The organism is Brevundimonas sp. FG8 (genome assembly GCF_057808845.1).
On record NZ_JBMDIU010000002.1, the window covers coordinates 1 to 24185 of the forward strand.

Here is a 24185-nt window from a genome sequence, read left to right on the forward strand (position 1 = left end):
TTTATAAGAGACAGCAACGAGGCGGCCAAGCTGGCCGCCGCCGCGCCTGCGCCCGCTCCGGTGAAGGCCAAGCCCGCCGCGCCGGTCGAAGCCGCCGCGCCCGCCCCGACGCCGGCTCCGGCTCCGACGCCTGCCCCCACGCCGCGTCCGGCCGCACCGGCCCGTCCGTCCGTCAACTTCGGCCAACGCGCGCCGCGCCTGCCCTCTGGCAACCCGGGTCGCGCCCCGGCTCCCGGCTTCGGCGGCCGTTCGGCCCGCGAACAGGCCATGGGTGGCGGTGAGCGCAGCTTCACCGATCGCCCGGCCGCGGCCGCCGGCGGCGCCGGTCGTCCCCAAGGTGATCGCCCGCAACAGGGTGATCGTCCGCAGGGCGCGCGCGCTCCGGGCGCCCGTCCGACCCAACCGGTCCGCTATTCCGCGCTGGACCCGCGCCCGGCCCCCGGCGCCCGCGCCGGCGCCCCGCGCACCGGTCCCGGCGGTCGTCCCGCCCCGAATGCTCCGCCTGCGACTCCGGAAGTCGCCCGTCCCGCGCGCGCCGGCTTCGGTCGCCCCGCCGGCAGCCGGGCCGAGGAAGATCGTGACAAGCGCTTCAACGAAGCCGGACCGGGCAAGGCCGTCAGCCGCACCCGCGGCGAGCCGAAGCGCCGCGAAGGCCGCCTGACCATCCAGGCCGTGGCCGGTGGTGACGAGGACGCCGCCGAGCGCATGCGCTCGCTGGCCTCGGTTCGCCGCGCCCGCGAACGCGAGAAGGAAAAGCGCAAGGGCGGCTCTACCGATGCGCCGAACCGTCCGCGTGAAGTCGTCATTCCGGACACCATCACGGTCGGCGAACTGGCCAACCGGATGGCCGTTCGCGGCGTCGACATCATCAAATTCCTGATGCGTCAGGGCCTGATGATGAAGATCAACGACGTCATCGATTCCGATACCGCCGAGCTGGTCGCCGAAGAGTATGGCATGGCCGTCAAGCGCGTATCCGAGTCGGACGTTGAAGAAGGCTTCATCGCCGAGGCTGATGACGAAGGCGCCACCGAAGGTCGCGCCCCGGTCGTGGCCATCATGGGTCACGTCGACCACGGCAAGACCTCGTTGCTGGATGCGCTGCGCACCACGGACGTGGCGGGCGGCGAAGCCGGCGGCATCACCCAGCACATCGGCGCCTATCAGGTGCGCCTGGAAAACGGCCAGCGCGTCACCTTCCTGGACACCCCGGGCCACGCCGCCTTCTCGGCGATGCGTGCGCGCGGCGCCAACGTCACGGACATCGTGGTGCTGGTCGTGGCGGCGGACGACGGCGTCATGCCGCAGACGGTGGAAGCCATCCAGCACGCCAAGGCGGCGGGCGCCCCGCTGATCGTGGCGGTCAACAAGATCGACAAGCCGGACGCCAACTCGCAGAAGGTCGTCAACGAACTTCTGCAGTACGAGGTCATCTCGGAAAGCCTGGGCGGCGATACCCAGATCATCGAGGTCTCGGCCAAGGAACGGCTGAACCTGAACGGTCTGATCGACGCCATTCTGGTTCAGGCCGAGGTCATGGACCTGCGCGCCAACCCCGACCGTTCGGCGGAGGGCGTGGTCATCGAAGCCAAGCTGGACAAGGGCCGCGGCCCGGTCGCGACCGTTCTGGTCAAGCGCGGCACGCTGAAGCGCGGCGACATCGTCGTGGCCGGTTCGTCGTGGGGCAAGGTGCGAGCCCTGCTGAACGAACGCAACGAGCAGCTGACCGAAGCCGGCCCATCGGTTCCGGTGGAGATTCTGGGTCTGGACGAAGCCCCCTCGCCGGGCGACGTTCTGGCCGTGGTCGAGAGCGAGGCCCGCGCCCGCGAGCTGACGGACTATCGCGAGCGCGTGCGCCGCGAGAAGGCCATCGGCGGCGGCAACCAGGTCTCGCTGGTCGACATGATGGCCAAGCTGGGCTCCAAGAAGATCAGCGAGCTGCCGGTCGTCATCAAGTCGGACGTGCAGGGGTCCGGCGAAGCCATCGCCGGATCGCTGGAGAAGATGGGCAACGACGAAGTGCGCGCGCGCATCGTCATGCAAGGCGCCGGCGGGATCACCGAGAGTGACGTGCAACTGGCCAAGTCGGCCGGCGCGCCGATCCTCGGCTTCAACGTTCGTGCGTCGAAGCAGGCCCGTGACCTTGCCGACCGCGAGGGCGTCGAAATCCGCTACTACTCGATCATCTACGACCTTCTGGACGACATGAAGGGCGTGCTGTCGGGCATGTTGGCGCCGCTGCAGCGTGAAACCTTCCTGGGCAACGCCCAGGTGCTGCAGGTCTTCGACATCTCCAAGACCGGCAAGATCGCCGGTTGCCGGGTGTCCGAAGGCGTCGTGCGCAAGGGCGCCAAGGTCCGCATCATCCGCGACGACGTGGTGGTGCTGGAACTGGGCACCCTCACGACGCTCAAGCGCTTCAAGGATGAGGTCAACGAGGTCCCGTCGGGTCAGGAGTGCGGCATGCACTTCCAGGGCTTCCAGGACATCAAGGCCGGCGATTACATCGAGTGCTTCACGGTCGAAGAGATCAAGCGAACGCTGGACTAGTCGTTCAGGGATAAGGGAAAGGCGGCGCCGCGGCGTCGCCTTTTCGCCATCCGGATCAAGGATCACTTCTGCATGCGCCGTTTGCTGATCACCCTTCTGACCCTTTCCGCCGTCGCCGGTCCGGCCGCGGCCGAGACCCGCTACATGGCGTTCGACGCCGCCGACCGGATCACCCAGGCCCTGACGCGCGGCGTGACCCTGGAAGGCGACCGGGGGCTGTTCGGGGCCATCACGGTGCGCAGGATCATCTCGACCTCCAATCGCGGCGAGGCCGAAATCCGTATCGGCGGCCCCGACGCCGCCCGCCGCGCCCTGCCGCGGGGGGCGACCGAGAACATCCTCTATACGGTGTCGACCGAGGGCGACGGACGCGGCCTGTCCCGCGCCCTGTGCCCCGGCTCGGAGCAGGCCTATCTGATCCTGGGCCGGGTGCGGCTGGGCCATCCCCTGACGGCGCAGGCCATCGGGCGCTGGGCGGACGGGACCTATCGGCACTGTGTGAGCCTGTCCTACGTCTGGAGGGGCGAGTGGGCCTTGCCGCCCGCGTCCGCCCCGGACGATTCCGGCGCCCCTGTGGGGCGATAGCCCTTTCCCGGCCAAGGCGGGCCCGGTTAGGGTCTCTCCATGACCGCCACCGCCGTCAGCAGATCCAAGAGCCGAAGCAACCGGGGCCTGAAGGGGCTGGCCGGGACGCTGGGTTTCGTCTGCCTGGTGCTGTTCCTGCTGGCCATTGAGCAGAAGCAGGCGATGGACGCCTGGGCCGCTGTACGCGATCAGGCCCTGCCTGCCGCCGGCCGTGTCATCGGCTGGGTGAAGGACGGCGCCTCGGACGGACTGGACGGCCTGAAGAGCGTCGCCTCGGGCGACAGTGAGGCCCCGCGCGCCGCCACCCCGAACGCCGTGGTTCTGGCCGGAAAATTCCGCCCCGCCGATGACGCCACGCGGGAGGCCGTCGGCGACGCAACCTTCACCGGAGCCATGATCCGACTGGAAAAGGGGCTGGCCCTGCGCACCCGCCCGCTGCGGATCGCCTCGGGAGATGAGGCCTTCAACGCCACCGGCCGAACCTTCGCCGCTGAACTGGACGCCCGGACGGACGCCCAGATCGAGCTGCGCACCGTCATTGCCCCGCAGGGCGGCCAGACCGTCGCCTCCACGCCCCTGTGCGGCGGCGCCGTACCGGGCGTGGTCGCCGTCCTGCATCGTCAGGATCGGGTCGAGGTGATGCTGTTCCGTGAACGGACAATCATCGGCCCGGACGCCGCCACCGACACCCTCTGCGGCGTCTGGCGTTTCCGCGCCCCCTAGAAAGACACACCCATGGGTCTCGGCCGGTTCATTCTCGCGGGCCTGATCGGGGCGCTGGTCGCCCTGTGGACCTGGGTCATGCCCGGCGATCCCGCCATCCGCTCCATCAGCGCGGGAGAGCCGGTGATCGAAGCCAGCCTGCTGGACAACGGCTTCCACACCGATCTGGCCCTGCCGCGCGCGGCGCTGGAGGCCCGGGACGGCCCGCTGGCGGTGGCGGTCAAGGCTCTGCCGCCCGGCGGCTGGATCCTGATCGGCTGGGGCGACGCCAAATTCTATGTCGACCAGAGCCCGATCAGCGACCGCCTGCTCGACGGCGCGCGCGCCTTCTTCCGCCCCGGCAATGCGTCGGTGGTCATGCTGGACCCGACGCAGGGTGATCCGCGTCAGATGTTCGCCGAGGACGGTCGCCGCGACTTCCAGCTGTCGCAGGCGGCCTTCGAGGCCATGGCCGCCCGTATCGAGGCCTCGCTGGACCTGTCGAGCGGCCCGCCCCGCATCGCCGCAGCCCGCCCCGGCGACGATGCCCGATTCTTCGCCAGCCGCGAGCATTTCAACATCGGCCACCTGTGCAACCACTGGACGGCGGGCGTGCTGAACGCCGCCGGCATGACGATCCGGCCCTTCCGCTCGATCCTGTCCTCGGAGGTGGTGGCGACGGTGGATCGCGCCAAGCTGGACACCCCGGCGACAAAGGACTAGACCGCGCCCCCTTCGCCTTTCAGCCGGGTCCGAGCCCCGGCGGGCGACAGGAGAAGGAGGCCGCCGCATGGGCCGCAAGCAACATACCCGCAACGCCACCGGACCGCAGGGACCGTCGCAACGCCAGCTGCGCGCCGGCGAGCTGATCCGTCACGCCCTGGTCGAGGTGCTGCGTGAGGAAGAGATTCACGACCCGGCGATGGAGGGCGTGTCGGTGACCATCACCGAGGTTCGCCTGTCGCCGGACCTGAAGCACGCCACCTGCTTCGTCGAGCCGCTGGGCGCCGGCGTGGCGGATGCTCCCACCGCCGGGCACGTGGACGAGATCATCAAGGCGCTGAACGCCCACGCCAAATTCCTGCGCGGCGTGCTGGGCAAGCATATCGACATGAAATTCACGCCGGATCTGCGCTTCCGCCACGACGACAGCTTCGACGCCGCCAGCCATATGGACCGGCTGTTCAACGATCCCCGCGTTCGCGCCGATCTGGACCGGGCGGACGATACGGACGAAGAGGCGTGACCCGGCCTCAAGTCGCGCGAAGCGCGGCGGGCCAGGCGTAATGGCCCGTCGGAAACGCGGCGAGATCGTCAACGGCTGGGTCTGTCTGGACAAGCCGTACGAGATGGGATCGACGGAGGCCGTCACCCGCATCCGCCGCCTGTTCGACGCCCAGAAGGCCGGGCATGCCGGGACGCTGGACCCGCTGGCCTCCGGCATCCTGCCCATCGCGCTGGGAGAGGCGACCAAGACCGTGCCCTTCATGATGGAGGCGCAGAAGGTCTATCGCTTCACCCTCCACTGGGGCGTCTCGACCGACAGCGTTGACCGCGAGGGCGAGATCATCGGCCGTTCGGACGTGCGTCCGACAGTGCAGGCGGTGAAGGCCGCCCTGCCCGCCTTCGTCGGCGAGATCGATCAGGTCCCGCCGGCCTTCTCGGCCATCAAGGTGGACGGCCAGCGCGCCTATGACCTGGCCCGCGAAGGCGTGGAGGTCGAGCTGAAGGCCCGCCGGGTGACCATCCACGAGGCGACGGTGACCGACGCGCCGGACGCCGACCACATCGAGATCACCATGCGGACCGGCAAGGGTGTCTATGTCCGTTCGCTGGCGCGCGATCTGGCCGCGGTGCTGGGCGCCGAGGGTCATGTGTCGGCCCTGCGACGAGAGCGGGTGGGTCCGTTCAACCTGCAAAACGCGGTGACGCTGGATTCTCTGGAGGAAATGGTGCATAGGGGCGCCGCCTCGGAAGGCTTGCTTCCCGTCGCGACCGCCCTGGACGACATCCCGGAGCTGGCCGTTACGGATCAGGACGCCTTCTCGCTTCGGCAGGGACGGCCGATCGTTCTGCTTCCCCGACAGGTCGAGACACTCAAGGGTCAGCTGCAAGGCGACGCCCGGACGGTTTCGGTCTTTCTGGGACAGACCCTCGTCGCTCTCGGTCAGTTGCGGGCCGGTCGGATTGAACCCGACCGCGTTTTCAATCTCCCCTGACCTCGCTGTCGGGGGCTCCAGCAAGGAGAACCACGATGTCGATCACTGCCGAGCGTAAAGCTCAAGTCATCGCCGATAACGCCCGTGGCGCCGGCGACACCGGTTCGGCCGAAGTCCAGGTCGCGATCCTGTCGGAACGCATCGCCAACCTCACCGAGCACTTCAAGACCCACAAGAAGGACAACCACTCGCGTCGCGGCCTGCTGAAGCTGGTCTCGCAGCGTCGTCGTCTTCTGGATCACCTGAACAAGACCGACAATGCGCGTTACGTCGCCATCGTCGCCAAGCTGGGCCTGCGCCGCTAAGGCAGGGCTTCGGAGGGCCCGCCCCGCGCGGGCCCTTCTGCTATTCGCCCGCGCGCCGCGGGCGGGACCCTTTGGTCCCACAGTACCGGCGCAGACGCAGAGGGCCCTGAACACCGGTCCTCACATTCACCCGCCCGGGCTTCAATACGGAACCCCGGGTCCACAGGGACCGAAGGACTGAACCCCTGACGCTCCGCCCCGCCGGGAATACGCCCGCCGGGATACGAAAGACGAAATATGTTCGATATCAAACGCAAGACGATCGAGTGGGCCGGCCGCCCGCTGACGCTGGAAACCGGCCGCATCGCCCGTCAGGCCGACGGCGCCGTGCTGGCGACCTACGGCGAGACCGTGGTTCTGGCCACCGTCGTCTACGGCCGCGCGCCGAAGCCGGGCCTGGACTTCTTCCCGCTGACCGTCAACTACCAGGAAAAGACCTTCGCCGCCGGCAAGATCCCGGGCGGCTACTTCAAGCGTGAAGGCCGTCCGACCGAGAAGGAGACCCTGGTCTCCCGCCTGATCGACCGTCCGATCCGCCCGCTGTTCGTCAAGGGCTTCAAGAACGAGACCCAGGTCGTCATCACCGTGCTGCAGCACGATCTCGAGAACGACCCGGACGTGGTCGGCATGGTCGCCGCCTCGGCCGCCCTGACCATCTCGGGCGTTCCCTTCATGGGCCCGATCGGCGCCGCCCGCGTCGGCTACATCGACGGTGAGCTGGTCCTGAACCCGACCATCGACCAACTGCCGAGCTCGGACCTGGACCTGGTCGTCGCCGGCACCACCGACGCCCTGATGATGGTCGAGTCGGAAGCCAAGGAACTGTCGGAAGACACCTTCCTGGAAGCCCTGATGTTCGCCCACCGCGGCATGCAGCCGGTGATCGAAGCCATCATCGAACTGGCCGAGCACGCCGCCAAGGAGCCCTTCGACTTCCAGGCCGAAGACCACTCGGACGTCGTCACGGCGATCCAGGGTCTGGTCGGCGAGGACATCAAGGCCGCCTACACCCACACCGCCAAGCATGACCGCCACAACGCCGTCGGCGCCGCCAAGAAGAAGGCCGCCGAAGCGCTGGTGAAGACCGAGGAGAACCCGGACGGCGTCGAGCCGGCCAAGTTCGCCACCGCCTTCAAGGAATGCGAAGCCCACGTCCTGCGTCGCGACATCATCGACAACGGCCACCGCGTCGACGGCCGCGCCCTCGACAAGGTCCGCTCGATCGTGTCGGAAGTCGGCGTCTTCCCGCGCACCCACGGTTCGGCCCTGTTCACCCGCGGTGAAACCCAGGCCATCGTCGTCGCCACCCTCGGCACCGGCGAGGACGAGCAGTACATCGACGCGCTCACGGGGACGTACAAGGAGAAGTTCCTGCTTCACTACAACTTCCCTCCCTACTCGGTCGGTGAGACCGGTCGTATGGGCGGCGCGGGTCGTCGTGAAATCGGTCACGGCAAGCTGGCCTGGCGGGCGATCCGCCCGATGCTGCCGTCGTCGGACGAGTTCCCCTACACCATCCGTCTGGTCTCCGAGATCACCGAGTCGAACGGCTCGTCCTCGATGGCCACGGTCTGCGGTTCGTCGCTGGCCCTGATGGACGCGGGCGTTCCGCTGAAGAAGCCCGTCTCGGGCATCGCCATGGGCCTGATCCTGGAGCCGTCGGGCGAGTTCGCCATCCTGTCGGACATCCTGGGTGACGAAGATCACCTGGGCGACATGGACTTCAAGGTCGCCGGCACCCGTGACGGCATCACCTCGCTGCAGATGGACATCAAGGTCGCCGGCATCACCGAGGAGATCATGAAGAAGGCCATCGCCCAGGCTTCGGCCGGCCGCCTTCACATCCTCGACGAGATGGACAAGGCCATCGACGGCGCCCGCACCGAGCTGGGTGAGTTCGCGCCGAAGATCGAGACCATCAAGGTCCCGGTCGACAAGATCCGCGAAGTGATCGGCACCGGCGGCAAGGTGATCCGCGAGATCGTCGAGAAGACCGGCGCCAAGATCAACATCGAGGACGACGGCACGGTGAAGATCGCCGCCTCGGAACAGGACAAGATCGACGCCGCCAAGGCCTGGATCTCGTCGATCGTTTCGGAGCCGGAAGTCGGCACGATCTACACCGGCAAGGTCGTGAAGGTCGTCGACTTCGGCGCCTTCGTGAACTTCTTCGGCGCCAAGGACGGTCTGGTCCACGTGTCGCAGATGGCTCTGGAGCGCGTCGCCAACCCGGCCGACGTCGTTTCTGAAGGCCAGGAGGTCAAGGTCAAATTCCTGGGCCTGGACGATCGCGGCAAGACCAAGCTGTCGATGAAGGTCGTTGATCAGACCACGGGTGAAGACCTGACGGACAAGATCAACGCCGAGCGCGCCGAGCGTGGCGAAGCCCCGCTGGCCGACGACACCGGCGGCCGTCCGAAGCGTGAAGGCGGCGGCGGTGACCGCGGCCGCAGCCGTCGCCGGGACTAAACGCCCTGCGCGTCAGCGCTGACTGAATGAGGCCCCGGTGGAAACGCCGGGGCCTTTTTCATGGGCGGAGCGACGGCGAATGGCGCTCAAATATTTTTTGAGTGCACAAAAGTGGACTTTCGGGCGGACGAAAACGCCGTCCACGTCGACCGGATCGGTCGCTTTCGCCCGCGGCGGCGAAGTCCTGTGCGCCGCAACGGATGCGTGCACGGTGAGGGCGGCTGGAGATGTCAAAGACCGGCAGCCAGACAGTCTGGCATGCCGGTGCGTCAATTCTGGTCGTATGGGCTCAACCCCCCGGTCAGTTCGGGTACAGGGCCGCGCAATCGGCGCGGACACCGGCGGCGCAGGCCTCGAAGGCGATACCCTCGGGCGTCTCGGGGCTGGGGCGATAGATGTTCCCGTTCCCGTCACGCGGATAGCAGGCCTGCATGTTCTGGACGACGCACTGACGGTACTGCGGGCTGGTCTGCGGCGCGGCGGCACCGCCGATGGACGGCGCGGCGGTCAGCAGGGCGACGGCGGATGCGGCGAGCAGGATCTTCATGGGAAACCTCAGGGGGTGAATGACGGAGGGATGTTCGTGCGAAAGTTGAGTTTGAGCAAGCGGTGCGGTTGTGCGTCGGGCGGACAGACCTAGCCAAGCATCGAAAGAACCGCTCCACTTCCGGAGCTTTGGAGCGAGTTAAACGGGAGCCCTCTGAGAGTGCATGGAGGCGCAACCGTCGATTGGACTTTCGTTCTGCGCCACATGGGTGTAACTCTGTTCTACGATCGAGATTCTCGCGGAGGTTAACGTGGCATTGGCGGCAAAACAGGCGCGCCCCTCAAAGAAGCCGGCTTCGACCGCGAAAAGCCCTCATCGCTTTGAACCAGTCCGGCTGGATTCCCTCTTCGTTGTTTTGGACGCGGTCGCGTGGATGGATCGACCTTCCGCGTCTCAAATCGCCCAGTTTGGCGGAATCGATCCCCGCACTGCGGGAAAAGTTCTGAAGAATGCCTGTCAGATCGGGCTTCTCGAAACCATAGGTAGTGGATACGTTCTTTCTCAAGCTTACCCCTTTAAAGGCTCTCAAGAACAGAAGGAGGCGGTTGTCAGAGAGGCTTTAGTTACGCTTAAAATTTTGACGAGCGTTCGGCAGTTTATGCGACTTGGGGACACAATCGATGTCGCTCTCAGAAAGGCGGCTACACTGGCCGGAATTTCACCCTTTGTGGCGGCAGACTTGAATCCTCTAGTTGAGTGGGCGCAGTCTCTGGGCGCTCTGAAGCCAAGTCTGATCGCAGAAGATTTGGTAGACCAAGCAACTTCTCAGAAGGCTGCGAGGCACAAACGGGAGAAGGGACGCCGTATCGCCTTTCTCTCTCACAGTTCACTCGATAAGCCATTCATGAGACAACTGGCAGCGGACCTAACGGCAAATCAGGTAGATGTCTGGCTCGATGAGCAGCGCATTAGGGTGGGCGAGTCCATTCCCGAAAAGGTGGCTCAGGGATTGGCTGAGTCGGACTTTTTTCTCATCGGAGTCAGCCAAAACTCAATCGAATCTGAATGGGTAAAAAAGGAACTCAACGGTGCTTTGGTGAACGAGGTTCAGCGCCGCAAAGTCCACATCCTTCCACTGAAGATGGATGACTCTCCGATGCCCGCGGTGATTTCAGACAAAAAATACGCGGACTTCTCATCCTCTTATAAGGCCGGCTTGGACGACCTTTTGACAGCCATCAAGGGTGACATCGATGAGTGACGCCAGCTCCTCCGTTAGAAAGCCCCTGGTAAAAAAGGGTGGCACTCGGTACCCCAAATACCGGTTGGAAGATGCTTTGCCATGGGCGAGAAAACTTGTGTCTCGAACCCACACGTCCCCCCAGCCAGAGGCCGTTATTTTTGCGGCGGTCGTTGAATCACGGGGGAGCACTGCGGACATCAAAGTGTCCTCGCTGCGCCAGTACGGCCTGCTAGACGGGAAATCGTCTGCATACCTCGCAACAGATCTTGCGAAAAAAATCGCCAACTCGCCTGCAGAAGAACTTCCGGCTCTTTATGCGCAAGCCGCATTGGCCCCTCCGATCTTCAAGGGGCTCTACGAAACTTTTGGTGCCACGGAGGTAGCTAAAGCTCAGTTGAAGCGGCGTGCTGCAGATTTGCACGTACATCCAGACAGCTTGGACGAGTGCATCGACATGTATCTCTCTGCTCTTTCCACCGCAGGGCTTGTTCGGCTCGACGGCGAAAAGATCGTCCAACGCGAAGTTTCCGCCGCCCCCGAGGAGAATGGAAAGAAGGATGAGGAAGAACGCCGCATCGATACCGGAGAGGAACAGCTTGCAGACGATGCGGAGCCGGATATTGAGCCCGCCCGCGGACGTCGTGGCCGTTCAGTAGTCAATGTGACATTAAATCTAGATTCCTCGCTCGATCCGGAGAAGCTTGAGAAGCAGCTCGCTTTGCTCAAACGTTACGGAGCAATTTGAACCGAACCACAAATCAACGCGCCCGCACCTTCCCAATCCCGGGTCCGCTTTAGCGGCCCGGGATGACAGGAAAGCCTAGTGCACCCGCGCCTTCCCGATCTCGAGCCCTTCCACCCCCGCTGACACGGCGATCACCGACCCGTCCGCGCTCTCGCCCGCCAGCAGTTTCCGCGCGATCGGGTCGACCAGCTCCTTCTGGATCACCCGCTTCAGCGGCCGGGCGCCGTAGACCGGGTCATAGCCCTTGTCGGCCAGCCAGGCGGCGGCGGTGTCGTCGAGCGCCAGCGTCAGTCTCCGGTCCGCCAGCAGCTTCTCGAACCGTTGCAGCTGGATGCGGACGATGCCGCCCATCTGTTCGCGGCCGAGGCGGCGGAACAGGATGATCTCGTCGATGCGGTTCAGGAACTCCGGGCGGAAGTGGGCGCGGACGGCGTCCATGACGAAGGGGCGCACGGCCTCGACATCCTCGCCTTCGGACTGGTTGGCCAGCGCCTCGGAGCCCAGGTTGGAGGTCATGATGATCAGGGTGTTACGGAAGTCGATGGTGCGGCCCTGACCATCGGTCAGGCGGCCGTCGTCCAGCACCTGCAGCAGCACGTTGAAGACGTCGGGGTGGGCCTTCTCGACCTCGTCGAACAGGACGACCTGATAGGGCCGACGGCGCACGGCCTCGGTCAGGGCGCCGCCCTCGTCATAGCCGACGTAGCCCGGAGGGGCGCCGATCAGGCGGCTGACGGAGTGCTTCTCCATGTATTCCGACATGTCGAGGCGGGTGATGGCGGCCTCGTCATCGAACAGGAAGTCGGCCAGCGCCTTGGTCAGCTCGGTCTTGCCGACGCCCGTGGGCCCCAGGAAGAGGAAGCTGCCCAGTGGGCGGTTCGGATCGTTCAGACCGGCGCGGGCGCGACGGACGGCGTCGGAGACGGCGATCAGGGCGTCGTCCTGACCGACCACTCTCCCACGGAGCGCGTCCTCCATCTTAAGCAGCTTCTCGCGCTCGCCCTCCAGCATCTTGTCGACCGGCACGCCGGTCCAGCGGGAAACGACGGCGGCGATCTGCTCGGCGTCGACGACCTCGGGCGTCAGGGGACCGGACTTGTCGGCCTCGTTCGCCTCGGCCTCGGCCAGCTGCTTTTCGATCTGCGGAATCTGGCCGTAGGCGATCTCTGACGCGCGGCCGAGGTCGCCGGCGCGCTGGGCGGCGGCCAGTTCGGCGCGCAGGCGGTCGAGGGTTTCGCGCAGCTGCGCCCCCTGCCCCACCTTGTCCTTTTCCGCTTTCCAGCGGGCGGTCAGGTCGTCGGACTGGCCCTCCAGATCGGCGATCTCGTCCTCGAGCTTTTCGAGGCGATGTTGAGAGGCGCTGTCGGTCTCCTTCTTCAGCGCCTCGCGCTCGATCTTCAGCTGGACCAGACGGCGGTCGATCTCGTCCAGCGCCTCGGGCTTGGAATCGACGGCCATGCGGACGCGGCTTGCGGCCTCGTCGATCAGGTCGATGGCCTTGTCGGGCAGGAAGCGATCGGTGATGTAGCGGTTCGACAGGGTGGCCGCGGCGACGATGGCGCTGTCCGAGATGCGGACCCCGTGGTGGACCTCATACTTCTCCTTCAGTCCACGGAGGATCGACACCGTGTCCTCGACGGTGGGCTCGGAGACGAAGACCGGCTGGAAGCGACGGGCGAGGGCCGCGTCCTTCTCGACGTGCTTGCGGTACTCATCCAGCGTCGTGGCGCCGACGCAGTGCAGTTCGCCGCGCGCGAGGGCGGGCTTGAGCAGGTTGGAGGCGTCCATGGCGCCGTCGCCCTTTCCGGCGCCGACAAGGGTGTGCATTTCGTCGATGAACAGGACGATGCCGCCCTCGGCCGCCGCGACCTCGTTGAGCACGGCCTTGAGCCGCTCCTCGAACTCGCCGCGATATTTCGCGCCGGCGATGAGGGCGCCCATGTCGAGCGCCATGACGGTCTTGTCGCGCAGGCTTTCGGGCACGTCGCCGTTGACGATGCGCAGGGCCAGACCCTCGACGATGGCGGTCTTGCCGACGCCGGGTTCACCGATGAGGACAGGGTTGTTCTTGGTGCGACGGGCGAGGACCTGGATGGTGCGGCGGATTTCCTCGTCGCGGCCGATGACCGGGTCGATCTTGCCGTCGGCGGCGGCCAGGGTCAGGTCGCGGGCGTAGCGTTTGAGGGCGTCATAGCCGTCCTCGGCCCCGGCGCTGTCGGCGGTCTTGCCCTTGCGGACCTCAATGATGGCGGCGTCGAGCGCATCGGCTTTCACCCCGGCGGCGCCGAGCACGGTCTTGGCCACCCCGCCTTCGCGGGCGAGGGCGGAGAGCAGGCGTTCCGTGGTGACGAAGGCGTCGCCGGCCTTCTTCGCGGAGGCTTCGGCGGCGGCGAAGACGCGGGCGGTGTCGCCGTCCAGATAGAGCTGGCCCGAGCCGCCGGAGACCTGGGCGCGCTTGGACAGGGCCGTCTCGACGTCGGCCTCGGCGCGGCTCGCGTCTCCCCCGGCGGCAGTGATCAGATTGCGGGCGAGGCCGTCACGCTCTTCCAGAAGCACCTTGAGCAGATGCTCGGGCGCGAACTGCTGGTGGCGGCGGGCGAGCGCCAGCGACTGGGCGGACTGGACGGCCTGTTTGGCGCGGTCGGAATAGAGTTCGAGATTCAACGTGGACATCCCCTGTCAGGCGGATTGAATGCTCATCAGCGCCCTTTCTGGAAGCGACGCCTTGAGATGTCGCAAACGTGGGTGTGGCGGGACAGACACACAAGACCTGCTCGCAGCAAAAAGGCCGCCCGGTATATGGCCCGGGTCTTTGGCAAGGAGCCCCGCCGATGCCCCACTCGGCCTGGCCGGTCGATCCCGGCGTGATCCTGCCCTTCCTGCTGGCCGTCAGCCTGATCGAGCTTACGCCGGGACCGAACATGGGCTGGCTGGCTCTGGTGTCGCTGGAGCGGGGTCGGCGCGCGGGCTTCGCCGCCGTGGCGGGCGTCACGCTGGGACTGGCGGTGTGGATGCTGGCCGCCGCTTTCGGCCTGACGGAGGCGTTGATGGTCTGGCCGCCGCTGTTCCAGCTGATCCGCTGGGCCGGGGTGCTGTTCCTGCTGTGGCTGGCCTGGGAGGCGTGGCGGCCGGAACCGGCGGCGGTCAACAGCGGGCCCGTCGAGGCGGCGCGATGGCGGACCCTGTTCCTGCGCGGCCTGACCGGCAATCTGCTGAACCCCAAGGCGGCCGTCTTCTATGTCGGCCTGCTGCCGACCTTCATGCGGCCGGACCACGGCTCACCCCTGAAGCAGGCGCTGACGCTGGGCGGCCTGCATCTGGCCGTGGCGATCGTGGTGCACATGGCGATCGTGCTGGGGGCCGCCCGCGCCGCGCCCCTGCTCCACGCGCGGGTGCAGGGGGCGGGGCTCAGGGCCCTGATGGCCGGCGGACTGGTTCTGGTCGCCGCCTGGATGGCTTGGGAGACCCGGGCCTGACGATCAGGTCCCGGGCTGCTGACCAGACGAGAAGTCGAACTGCGGGTCCTGCTGACGCGAGGGACCGCCGAAATTCCAGGTCAGGCCGATGAAGGCCACGCGACCGCCAAACACGCGCTCGGTGCGGTCGGTGAAGGTGTCCGTCTCGTAGTTGGTGATGTCCTTCGACTCATCCAGCAGATCGCGGACGGTCAGTTGCAGGGCCAGGGTCTCGGTCAGTTTGCGGCGGTAGCCGAGGTTGATCAGCTGGGTCGCGTCCCGCGTGCCCTGGGCCAGCAACTGCTCGCCGGTCCAGATGCCGGACACCTGCACGAAGTCGGCCTGGGTCGGCTGCCAGTTCAGGCTGAGACGGCCCGAGACCACCTCGCCCTCGCTGCTGACGCCGCCGACCAGGTTGGAGGCGTCGATCTCCTGACGGAAGACATTGACGCTGGCGTTGTAGCGCAGGGTCGGGTGCAGGCGACCGTTGGCGACCAGCTCCACGCCTGTGGCGGTGCGGGCGCCGAGGTTCTCGGTGCGGGTCAGCAGGACCCCGTTGCCGATGTCGCTGACCACCGGAGTGAAGGCGTTCTGCGTATCGCGATAATAGAGGGTCGCGCCGTAGAAGGACTGGTTCACCCGGCGCTGCCAGCTGAACTCGAACGAGTCGGTTTCCTGCGGCTCCAGATCCGGATTGCCCGAGCGGTAGTTGAGCGGGTCCTGATAGGTGGTGAACGGGTTCAGATCGTTCGGCGCGGGGCGCTGGACACGGCGGCTGTAGCTGCCGCGCAGGGTCTGGTCCGCGGTCAGCTGATACGAGACGTGCAGGGTCGGATAGGCGCGAAAGTAGTCGTTCGAGGCGGTGATGCCGGTCGTGACCTGATCCAGCTCCAGATCAGCGTGTTCCAGACGCAGGCCGAACTGGGCGCTGAGCTTGTCGCCGAAGGGCTGCTCCCAGGTGCCGTAGAGGGCGTGGACGGTCTGATCGACCTTGAAGAGGTTGGACACCAGCGGATCGGGCGTCAGGGCGCCGGGCGAGGCGCCGCGCGCGACGAGGTTGTCCAGTTCGAGCTGGGTGTACTCCAGCTCATAGCCCAGACGCAGGCGGGCTCCGCTGGTGAAGGGGCGGACGTAGGCGCTGGCGAAGTTAAAGGTGTCGTTGTTGTTCTGGTTGTCGACGCGCTCGTACTGGTTCGGCGCGGCGGGGATGAGGCCGTCGACGAGGGTGTCGTGGGCGTAGCTGCCGCGACCCCGGTTGTAGCGGACCTCGTTGGACCACTCGTGGCCCTGTTCGGCGAAGCGGCGCACCACGCGGCCCGTCGCGCCCGAGAACTGGCCCTCGAAGCCGCCGTCGGACAGGCGGCGATAGGCCGAACCGATGCCGCCGCCCGCGGCGTCAGCCTCGAACTGGTCCAGCATCAGGCCGTCGCTGGTGACGTCCACATGGTAGAGGTCGCCATAGAACTGCAGCTGGTCGGTCGGGCGATAGTCGGCCGAGAAGCGAACAAAGACGTTGTCGACCTCGCCGTCGCCATCCTGGGTGTTGCGGGATTCGAGGAACTGGTTCGAGCCGGAATCGTAGCGGGTTCGGACCCGGTCGGTCGACTGGACGAAGGTGTCGTGGCGGATGGCCGCGTCGGCGGTCACCGTCAGCTTGTCGCGGTTGAAGACGCTGCTGACGCCCAGATTGTAGCGCTCGTCATTGCCGACGTTGACACGAACCGAGCCGGTTGTCGTCGGCTGGGCGCGCGGGCGGTTGGGCTTGGTGATCAGATTGATCACGCCGCCGCCGCCGTCCGGGCGATAGGCGGCGGAGGGATTGGTCATGACCTCGATGCGGGCGTACTGATCCGCCGGAATCTGCAGGATGACCTGCCCCCGGTTCTCGCCCGAGAACAGGCCCGAGGGGCGGCCATCGACCAGAATGGTGACGCCCGCATCGCCGCGCAGGCTGACATTGCCGTCCGGGTCGACCTCGACCGAGGGGATGTTGCGCAGGGCGTCGGCCAGCGTGCCGGTCGCGGTCTGCAGGTCTTCGCCGACGTTGTAGCTGATCGAGTCGACCGAGGTGCGGATGTCATTGGCCCGTCCCTGAACGACGGTCTCGCCCAGTTCTGTCGGGGACTGTTCGGCGGCCTCGGCCGGGGCTTCCTGCGTCGCGGGGGACGGCGTGGCCGGGGCCTGAGCAGGCGTCTGGGCCGGCGTCTGGGTCGGGCCCGGCGCGGGCTGGGTCTGGGCGACAGCGGCGCCGGCCGGCAAGGCGAGCGCGAGCAGCGAGATGAGGGTGGTTCTGGTCATGGCCCCGAGGATCCTGAGTTCGGGAGTCCTGATCGCCCCCGTTTGAGCCCGGAACCTATCAGCGGCGCTGTACGGGCCTCAGTTACATCTTTTTCATTTCATTACAGTTTTTTCAGAGATCGCCACTTTTCGGACCTGATCGCCGCCCCCGCCGCGAGCAAGGGTCGCCGACCAGCGATCACCTTGCCTCCAGGACCGTCACGCTGTTTGATGCGGGAGGGGAGACAGGATGACGGGGCAAACATGGCGGGGAACGGGACGGGCGCCGGGCTGAAGACGAAGATCGCCGCGCGACTGGAGGGGACGGTCGATCCCCGGCACTGGGATCTGGACATCGTCACGGACGGCCCGATTATCCTGCCGGTCAAATCCACCTACAGCCATACCTGGGCCCGGCGACGGGAGCGCGCCGACAGCGCCCTGGGCGCCGGAACGATCGACAGCCAGATCGACAAGGCGTTGAAGAAAAAGTCTCCCGCCGAAACCCTTGAGGCCGAGGTGAAGCGCGAGCCGGGCAAGTGGCTGGGTCGATTGAACGCCCGCGCCCTTCCCGGCTGGCATTTCGCCGAGACCTGCACGGAAACGTGCGACACCTGCTCGGGCGCCGGAAAGGTGCGCTGCGGAAACTGCTCGGGTTCCGGGTCGGTGAACTGTGGCGCCTGTGGCGGCGCGGCCAGGGTGCGCGAGCAGTGCGCCGGGTGCTGGGGACGCGGCAACCACCAGCGCAGCCGTCAGGCGACCCGCTGGAACGGCCAGTACAATGAGAACTACACCGAATATTACACCGAGACCTGCTGGCAGTGCACCGGCGGGGGCTACAACTATGTGAACTGCCGGGATTGCAACAACGGCAAGGTGCGCTGCGGGCGGTGCGGAGGCTCCGGAAAGGTCACGTGCGGAGACTGCGGCGGGCCGGGCAAGCGGCTGTATCGCTACGACCGCGAGATCGTGGTCAGCAATGCCCTGGTCATCACCGGAGCGCGCGCCAACCACGACGGGCTGAGACAGGCCGCATTGGGTCGCTGGGAAGCGGTTCTCGGATCAACCGGGGTGCGCGTTGAAGACCTGACATGCGGGGATGTCACCGGCGAAGGCATGATCGCCACCGCCAACATCTCCATCCCGACCGCCACCGGCCGGTTGAGGATTCACAGCGAGAGCGGCGACGTCTGGGCGCTGGGCGCGGGCGCCGAGATACACGACGGCGAGCCGGTGCTGGCGAAGGGGCTAAAACTACCGGAGCCGAAGCCGGAGTCCCCCTGGACTTCCGTGGCGCAGCATCTCGCGGGGACCCGCCTGCTGCGGGAGGCCCTGGCCCGGTTCAACACCGCGACCGGCAAGTCCGAGGCCAGGCGCGACCTGACCGCCGGGACAGTGCTGGCCGATCAGGGCTGGCTGCTGGGCAATGACGGCGCCATGGCGATGGCGATGGCAGCCGCGTTCGGTGTCGGAAAGCTGCGCGGTCAGGCCCAGAAGAAGGTCTGGTGGGGCGCTTGGGCGCTGGCGCTCGCCGCCACGGCGGTCCTCACCTGGATCGCGATACGAACGATCATCGCAGAGCCCCATCCGGGGCCGGAGCTGGTCACCCTGCTGCTCTGCGGGGGCGGGCTGGGTCTGGCGCTCGGCGTGGGCGCCGCCCTGCTTGCGCGGCGCAACACAAAGGCGCTGGCTGAGGAGTTGGGGGTCGAGGCGGGCAATGTGAACATGAAGCCGGGCAAGCTGGTTCTGAGCGTCGGCGGCATGGCCGTCGCAATCCCGGTCGCTGTCGTCGCGGCCCTGTTCGCCGCCTACTTCGTCGGCTGGCCGGCGGACTACCGGCAAGCGATCGCCGGGCCGGTCGAGCCGGAGACGCGGATTGTCACCACGACGACGGTGCGATTGAGGCGGGGCGCCAGCGAACGCGCGGACATCGTCGCCACCCTGCCGGCGGGAACCGTGATGCTGGAGGCCGCGCCCTTCGACGACACATGGGCGCGGGTGAACACGGAGTACGGCAGCGGCTTCGTGGCGATACGCTATCTGGAAAAGCAGACCGTTCCCTGACGGCTGGCCTCGGCGAGCCACAGCGACTAGCGTCACGCTCAGTTCAGTCCGGAGCCTGCCATGTCCATCCGCCTTACGCGCCGCGCGGCGCTGGTTTCGTCCGCAGCGGGGGCCGCGGCCCTGCCCGCGACCGGATGGGCGCAAACGGCGGCCAATGATGCGGCTTCGCTGGCCGGGCAGGTGGAAGAGTTCGTCAAACGCGCCATGGCGGCCTTCCCGGAACAGCCGGCCGTCTCGGTGGCCGTGGTCAAGGACGGGCAGCCCATCCTGACCCGCGGATATGGCCTGCGCTCGGTCGGCGGCCCGCCGGTGGACGATCACACCCTGTTCGCCATCGCCTCGAACACCAAGGCCGTGACCTGCGCGGCGCTGGCGATCCTGATCGACGAGGGCAAGGTGAAATGGGACGAGCCGGTGCGGACCTATCTGCCCGGCTTCACCCTGTCGAAGCCCGAGTTGAACGCCATGGTGACGGTGCGCGATCTGGTCAGCCACCGGATCGGCTTCGGGCTGGGCGCGGGCGACCTGCTGTTCTGGCCGAACGGAAACCGGACCCGGGCCGAGATCATGGCGGCCATCCCGAACGTGCCGATCGAGGACAGCTTCCGCACCTCCTACCACTACTGCAACCTGATGTTCGTGGCGGCGGGCGAGGTCGTGGCGGCGGTCAGCGGCATGCCGTGGGAGGACTTTGTCCAGACCCGCATCCTGAACCCGCTGGGCATGACCGAGACCAAGCCGCTGATGACGTCGGCGGAGCCGGCGAAATCGGCCCTGCCCAACGGACGGCTGGGGCCGCCACTGCGCTATCAAGGCCCCATGCAGACGATGGCGCAGTCCATTCAGGCGGTGTGGGACTGGTCGGCGGCGGGCGCCGCGGGCGGGTTCGCCACCAACCCGGTCGACTGGGCCAAATGGATCGCGGTGCAACTGAACAAGGGCGCCCTGCCGGACGGCGCGCGCCTGTGGTCCGAAGCGCGCGCCAACGAGATGTGGCGGCCCAACATCATCGTCTCCAGCTCGGGCGGGCCGACGCCGGATGCACCGGGCCGGGCCATCGCGGCGACGTATGCGACCGGCTGGCAGGTGATGGACTATCGCGGCGAGCGGATGATCACCCACGGCGGCGGCGCCCCCGGCTACCTGTCGGGCACCGTCCTGCTGCCCGGGCGCAACGCGGGCTTCAGCTATTTCACCAACGCCGAGGAAAGCCAGCTGACCCGCGCCCTGCGCAGCGGGATCTCCGACATCCTGATGGGCAAGACCGGCTTCGACTGGATCGCCGACGCGGTGCGCCTGACGCAGGAAGGCAATGCCAAGTCCATCGCGGCGGCCGCTGAGATCGACGCCAAACAGGCGGCGGGCGCGGCGCCGTCCCTGCCGCTGGAAGCCTATGCGGGGAGCTGGGTCGATCCCTGGTACGGCGAAATCCGCATCGAGCCGCGCACCACGGGCCGGGGCCGCAACCGCCGGACGACCCTGCATCTGGATTTCACCCGCACCAACGCCCTGAAGGGACCGCTGGAGCCCTATGACGGCGACACCTTCCGCACCCGTTTCCCGGACAAGCGGGAGGAAGATACGTTCGTCGTCTTCAAGGTGGAGAACGGCGTGGCGGTGTCGGCGACCCTGAAGGCCGTCAGCCCGGATGCGGACTTCAGCTACGACTATCAGGACCTGAGACTGACCAAGGCATGACCCCGATGCTCTCGCTGTTGTTCGCCCTGATGACCTCGCCCGCGCAGGCGCAGGAGCCGCCTACGCCGCCCGCGTGCATCGGCGCGACCTTCGTCAGCTGGCAGGCCTGCGCCGAGGCCGCACGGGAGGGTACGCCGGCCTATTCACTGGCCATGATCAATCTGGGCACCGAAGCCTATCTGAACGGCGATCTGGCCGCGGCGCTGGTTCACTACGACAAGGCCCGGCTGGACGGTCAGGAGATGACCTCGGACGTCCTGTTCCACACCTTCCGGGCCGACACCTTGCGCTACGCCGGGCGGATGGATGAGGCGCGGGCCGATGCGCGCATCGCCTGGGGCTTTCTTGACGGACGACCGCCGGCCGATCTGCCCGCCGACCTCGCGCGGCCGGTGGTCAATGAACTGCGCGCACCGATCCTGAGCATTCTTCTGCCGATCATGAAGGAGGACGACGCCGGAGCCTTCCGCCGGGCCCGCGACCAATATCTGGCCCTTCCGGCGACCGACTGGACGACGTTGAGCCAGCGATCCGGCGTCCTGACCAGCCTGGGCGAGCATGAGAGTGCAGTCACCGCCAGCAAGGCGGCGCTGGACCTGCGTCCGCAGGACCCGCTGTCGCAGAACAACCACTGCTACGCCCTGGCCGAGGCCGGCCGCGCGGCGGAGGCCCTGCCCTATTGCGAAAGCGCGGTCGCGGGCCTGCCTGAACTGGGGCCGGTCCGGCACAGCCTTGCGACGGTTCTGGCGAAGCTGGGCCGGTGCGCCGACGCCGAGGCGCAACTCGTCATCGCCAGACGGCTGGAGCCGGGCAGCAGCCTGTATCGGGAACAGCTGACCTGCACGCCGAAGGGCTGAAGACGCGCGTCACTTCACCATCTCGAGGATCTCCAGTTTCGCCTCCTGACGCGGCCAGGGGATGACCAGACGCCAGCGGGCCGAACCGATACGCTCGAAAACGCCGACCTGATCGCGCACGGGCTGCTGACCATAGTTCGGGAAGCCGGTTTCATCGTCGCCCCATGCCTGTGCGCCGACGAAGATCAGGCGATTGTCCGTGTCCGGATAGAGCAGGCCGCGCGTGCGCTGGGAGCCGGTCGTCTTGGTCAACACCAGATCGCCGCCGGGGGTCAGTTCGACCGAACAGCGGAAGAAGGGATAGGCGACATAGGCCAGGGTGTTCCCGGCCTTTGAACCCAGCTTGATCGTGCGGCAGCGATAGGTCCCCGGCGGCGGCTGGAGACGGCCGGACTGGCCCGCCATGGGATCGACCAGCGGTCCCAGAGCCTCGACCTCGGAAGCGAACCCCTTGTCCTCGGCCTCTGCGCGGCCCAGTCGCCAAGCCTGATCCAGACGGCCCAGATTGCCGGAATCCTCCGTCGAAACGATCTGGCGCCAATCGGAGATTCCGCCCTGTTCACCTTCCGTCGGAGGCGCGGTCGGAGCCGGGGCCGGTTCAGGTGCGGGGGTCGGATCGGTCGCGGGCGCCGGGGCCTCGGGCGGGGACACCGCATTGTCCCCGCAGGCGGCGAGCAGGGCGGCGACGGAAGCGACGGCGATCAGGGTCCGCATGGGGCAGGCTCCATAAGGCTGAGCTTGCACAACGGACGGGCGCGCCGGGGGTTGCCCTCAGGCGACGGGGACGAGCTCGATCAGGTCAAGATTGGATTCGTTCTGCGGCCATGGGATCACCAGCCGCCAGCGACGCTCGCCGATCCGCTCCAGCGACGCGACCAGATCGCGGTCCGGGCGCTGGCCATAGGAATTGGCGGCCGGTTCGGACGCCAGAGCCATCGAGCCGAGCATGACCATGTGCCGGTCGTCCTCCGGGAACAGCAGGCCGGAAGGACGTTGTGACCCGGTCTCCTTGACGAATTTCAGTCCGTTGGGGGTCTGTTCGATCCGGCAGGCGAACCAGCCGTAGATGACATAGCCCAGACCGTCCTCGCCGCCCTGCGAGCCCAGCTTCACGGTACGGCAGCGATAGGCGCCGGCGGGCGGGACGACGGAGGGACGGCGCGCATCCGGGGCGATCAGCTCGCCCAGACTGTTCAGATCGCCCGAGCCGCGCTGGCGGCGGGCCTGTTGCAGGGCCAGGGACCAGGCGGCGTCGCGCCGGGTGTACCGGTCACGGTCCGACGCGGTGATGATGCTGCGCCAGTCCCGCAGGGTCGCGCCCGGACCACCTGACGGCGGCGGGGGCGGCGGGGCCGGCGTGGAGGCGCAGGCCGAAAGGGTCAGGGCGGCGCCGACCAACAGGGTCGACAGCCGGAACAGGCGAGGCATGGGCGCTCCCGAACGCAGGCTGAGGGCTTGGCTCAACTCTTTTGGACCGGTTCAGGCAGCCGCCGTCAACCGCCCTCGCGTCACGAGGCGTCACAAGGCGATGGCGGTTCAGCGGTTTCCCCCTTGAGGGGAGGCCGGCGTCAGCTTTCCTCGGCGGGCGCCTCGACCTTGGGCTTGCGCGGCGCACGGGTGCGCTTGGGCGCCGGAGCCTCCTCGCCTTCCGCCTCGGCGACCGGAGCGGGCGCGGGGGCGGTCGAACGGGTCAGGAAGCCCGGCAGGGCGCCGGCGGTGTCTTCCGACGACTCCTCGCGCCGCGGACGACGCGGGGCGCGTTCGGGGCGTTGCGGCGCGGCCTCGGCGGCGACCGGTTCAGCCTCGACGGCGGCGGGCGCGTCGCCCTCGGTGGCGGCCTCGACACCTTCGCCCTCGAAGCGGCGGTTGCGCTCGTCACGACGACGTTCCCAACGCTCGCGTCGGCTTTCGCGGCGACCGCCTTCGCGGGGCTGACCGTCTTCGCCCTCGGCGCGGGGTTCGCGCGGCTCGCGCGCTTCACGGGGTTCGCGGTCGTCGCGGTCACGCCATTCACGGCGGCCTTCGCCGTTGTTGTTCTGACGCTCCTGCTGGCGCTCGTCCTGCTCGCGCTGGCGGGCCTCCTGCTGGGCGGCGCGATCAGCCTCGGCCTGCTGGGCGGCGAGGATGGCGGCGGCCTGGGCGCCGGATTCGTCTTCGAAATCGATGTCGAAACCCTGACCGGCCAGTTCGCGCTGGGCGATCTCTGAGACCGAACGCTGGGGCTGCAGGGCGCGCAGGACGCGGAAATAGTGTTCGGCGTGCTGGGTGTAGTTCTCGGCCAGAACGCGGTCGCCGCCGGCCGACGCATCGCGGGCCAGCTGCATATAGCGCTCATAGACGGTCTGGGCGTTGCCACGGACCTTGATGTTCTCGGGACCTTGCGAGTCCCACGAACGGTTCGGGTTGGTGGCGTTGGCGTTGTTGCCGCCGCCGCCGGGCTTTCTGTTGCGTCCGCGTTGACGCTTCATGCCCTTGAAATCTCTCATCGGAAGCTACCGTGCCTTGATGGGGAGGCGGACCGGGCCTCCT

The 24185-nt window shown here is 67.3% G+C and carries 20 protein-coding genes; 14 read left to right on the forward strand and 6 right to left on the reverse strand.

Translation table 11 applies throughout. The annotated features are described in order from the left end of the window. Window positions 1-3 precede the first annotated feature (3 nt). The 8 genes from infB (at window position 4) to pnp (ending at window position 8830) form a co-directional block, all read left to right on the forward strand. Entirely contained in the window at window positions 4-2550 is a 2547-nt protein-coding gene (gene infB / locus ACODRV_RS03635) for a translation initiation factor IF-2 (RefSeq protein ID WP_488907750.1), read from the forward strand. A gap of 72 nt (window positions 2551-2622) precedes the next feature. Beyond that, entirely contained in the window at window positions 2623-3135 is a 513-nt protein-coding gene (locus ACODRV_RS03640; RefSeq protein WP_141627972.1) for a hypothetical protein, read from the forward strand. A gap of 39 nt (window positions 3136-3174) precedes the next feature. After that, a complete protein-coding gene (locus ACODRV_RS03645) occupies window positions 3175-3858 on the forward strand; it encodes a hypothetical protein (RefSeq protein WP_488907454.1) in 684 nt (227 codons plus the stop codon). A gap of 12 nt (window positions 3859-3870) precedes the next feature. Then, window positions 3871-4560 (forward strand): DUF2459 domain-containing protein, encoded by a 690-nt coding sequence (locus ACODRV_RS03650; protein ID WP_488907455.1) that lies wholly within the window; start codon window positions 3871-3873, stop codon window positions 4558-4560. A gap of 67 nt (window positions 4561-4627) precedes the next feature. After that, window positions 4628-5083 (forward strand): 30S ribosome-binding factor RbfA, encoded by a 456-nt coding sequence (rbfA, locus tag ACODRV_RS03655; protein ID WP_141627975.1) that lies wholly within the window; start codon window positions 4628-4630, stop codon window positions 5081-5083. 40 nt (window positions 5084-5123) lie between these two features. After that, window positions 5124-6056, forward strand: coding sequence for a tRNA pseudouridine(55) synthase TruB (gene truB / locus ACODRV_RS03660; RefSeq protein ID WP_488907456.1), 933 nt, complete (start codon window positions 5124-5126; stop codon window positions 6054-6056). A 35-nt stretch (window positions 6057-6091) separates the two neighbouring features. Next, entirely contained in the window at window positions 6092-6361 is a 270-nt protein-coding gene (gene rpsO / locus ACODRV_RS03665; protein ID WP_141627977.1) for a 30S ribosomal protein S15, read from the forward strand. Window positions 6362-6598: 237 nt separating this feature from the next. After that, window positions 6599-8830 (forward strand): polyribonucleotide nucleotidyltransferase, encoded by a 2232-nt coding sequence (gene pnp / locus ACODRV_RS03670; protein ID WP_488907457.1) that lies wholly within the window; start codon window positions 6599-6601, stop codon window positions 8828-8830. A 301-nt stretch (window positions 8831-9131) separates the two neighbouring features. Here the strand turns inward: pnp and ACODRV_RS03675 are convergent, their stop codons facing one another. Then, window positions 9132-9377, reverse strand: a complete 246-nt coding sequence (locus ACODRV_RS03675) for a hypothetical protein (RefSeq protein WP_488907458.1) — start codon at window positions 9375-9377, stop codon at window positions 9132-9134. 250 nt (window positions 9378-9627) lie between these two features. On the opposite strand from ACODRV_RS03675, the gene ACODRV_RS03680 reads away from it, so the two are divergent. Beyond that, window positions 9628-10578, forward strand: coding sequence for a toll/interleukin-1 receptor domain-containing protein (locus ACODRV_RS03680; protein WP_488907459.1), 951 nt, complete (start codon window positions 9628-9630; stop codon window positions 10576-10578). 184 nt (window positions 10579-10762) lie between these two features. Continuing rightward, complete coding sequence (locus ACODRV_RS03685) at window positions 10763-11305, forward strand: hypothetical protein (RefSeq protein ID WP_488907460.1); 543 nt, start codon at window positions 10763-10765, stop codon at window positions 11303-11305. Window positions 11306-11380: 75 nt separating this feature from the next. Here ACODRV_RS03685 and clpB read toward each other — a convergent pair whose 3' ends face one another. After that, entirely contained in the window at window positions 11381-13969 is a 2589-nt protein-coding gene (gene clpB, locus ACODRV_RS03690; RefSeq protein WP_488907751.1) for an ATP-dependent chaperone ClpB, read from the reverse strand. A gap of 167 nt (window positions 13970-14136) precedes the next feature. Here clpB and ACODRV_RS03695 point away from each other — a divergent pair, with 167 nt between their 5' ends. Next, entirely contained in the window at window positions 14137-14781 is a 645-nt protein-coding gene (locus ACODRV_RS03695) for a LysE family translocator (protein ID WP_488907461.1), read from the forward strand. 3 nt (window positions 14782-14784) lie between these two features. On the opposite strand, the gene ACODRV_RS03700 is transcribed toward ACODRV_RS03695, so the two are convergent. After that, entirely contained in the window at window positions 14785-17058 is a 2274-nt protein-coding gene (locus ACODRV_RS03700) for a TonB-dependent receptor domain-containing protein (RefSeq protein ID WP_488907462.1), read from the reverse strand. A 243-nt stretch (window positions 17059-17301) separates the two neighbouring features. On the opposite strand from ACODRV_RS03700, the gene ACODRV_RS03705 reads away from it, so the two are divergent. From ACODRV_RS03705 to ACODRV_RS03715, 3 genes are read left to right on the forward strand one after another with little or no spacing between them, the layout of a single operon-like run. Continuing rightward, window positions 17302-19101 carry an SH3 domain-containing protein gene (locus ACODRV_RS03705; RefSeq protein WP_488907463.1) on the forward strand — a complete coding sequence of 600 codons (1800 nt, stop codon included), beginning with the start codon at window positions 17302-17304 and terminating at the stop codon, window positions 19099-19101. Window positions 19102-19161: 60 nt separating this feature from the next. Then, a complete protein-coding gene (locus tag ACODRV_RS03710; RefSeq protein WP_488907464.1) occupies window positions 19162-20799 on the forward strand; it encodes a serine hydrolase in 1638 nt (545 codons plus the stop codon). After that, window positions 20796-21656 (forward strand): hypothetical protein, encoded by an 861-nt coding sequence (locus tag ACODRV_RS03715; RefSeq protein ID WP_488907465.1) that lies wholly within the window; start codon window positions 20796-20798, stop codon window positions 21654-21656. Before ACODRV_RS03710 ends, ACODRV_RS03715 begins: the two co-directional genes overlap by 4 nt. A 9-nt stretch (window positions 21657-21665) precedes the next feature. On the opposite strand, the gene ACODRV_RS03720 is transcribed toward ACODRV_RS03715, so the two are convergent. From ACODRV_RS03720 to ACODRV_RS03730, 3 genes are all read right to left on the reverse strand, one after another. Next, the gene (locus ACODRV_RS03720; protein ID WP_488907466.1) at window positions 21666-22370 is read right to left on the reverse strand and encodes a DUF4893 domain-containing protein; all 705 of its coding nucleotides are present in this window, start codon (window positions 22368-22370) and stop codon (window positions 21666-21668) included. A 57-nt stretch (window positions 22371-22427) separates the two neighbouring features. Continuing rightward, window positions 22428-23084, reverse strand: a complete 657-nt coding sequence (locus ACODRV_RS03725) for a DUF4893 domain-containing protein (RefSeq protein ID WP_141627989.1) — start codon at window positions 23082-23084, stop codon at window positions 22428-22430. 140 nt (window positions 23085-23224) lie between these two features. After that, window positions 23225-24124: a DUF4167 domain-containing protein gene (locus ACODRV_RS03730; RefSeq protein ID WP_488907467.1), complete on the reverse strand. Its 900-nt coding sequence runs from the start codon at window positions 24122-24124 to the stop codon at window positions 23225-23227. Between the last annotated feature and the right edge of the window lie 61 nt (window positions 24125-24185).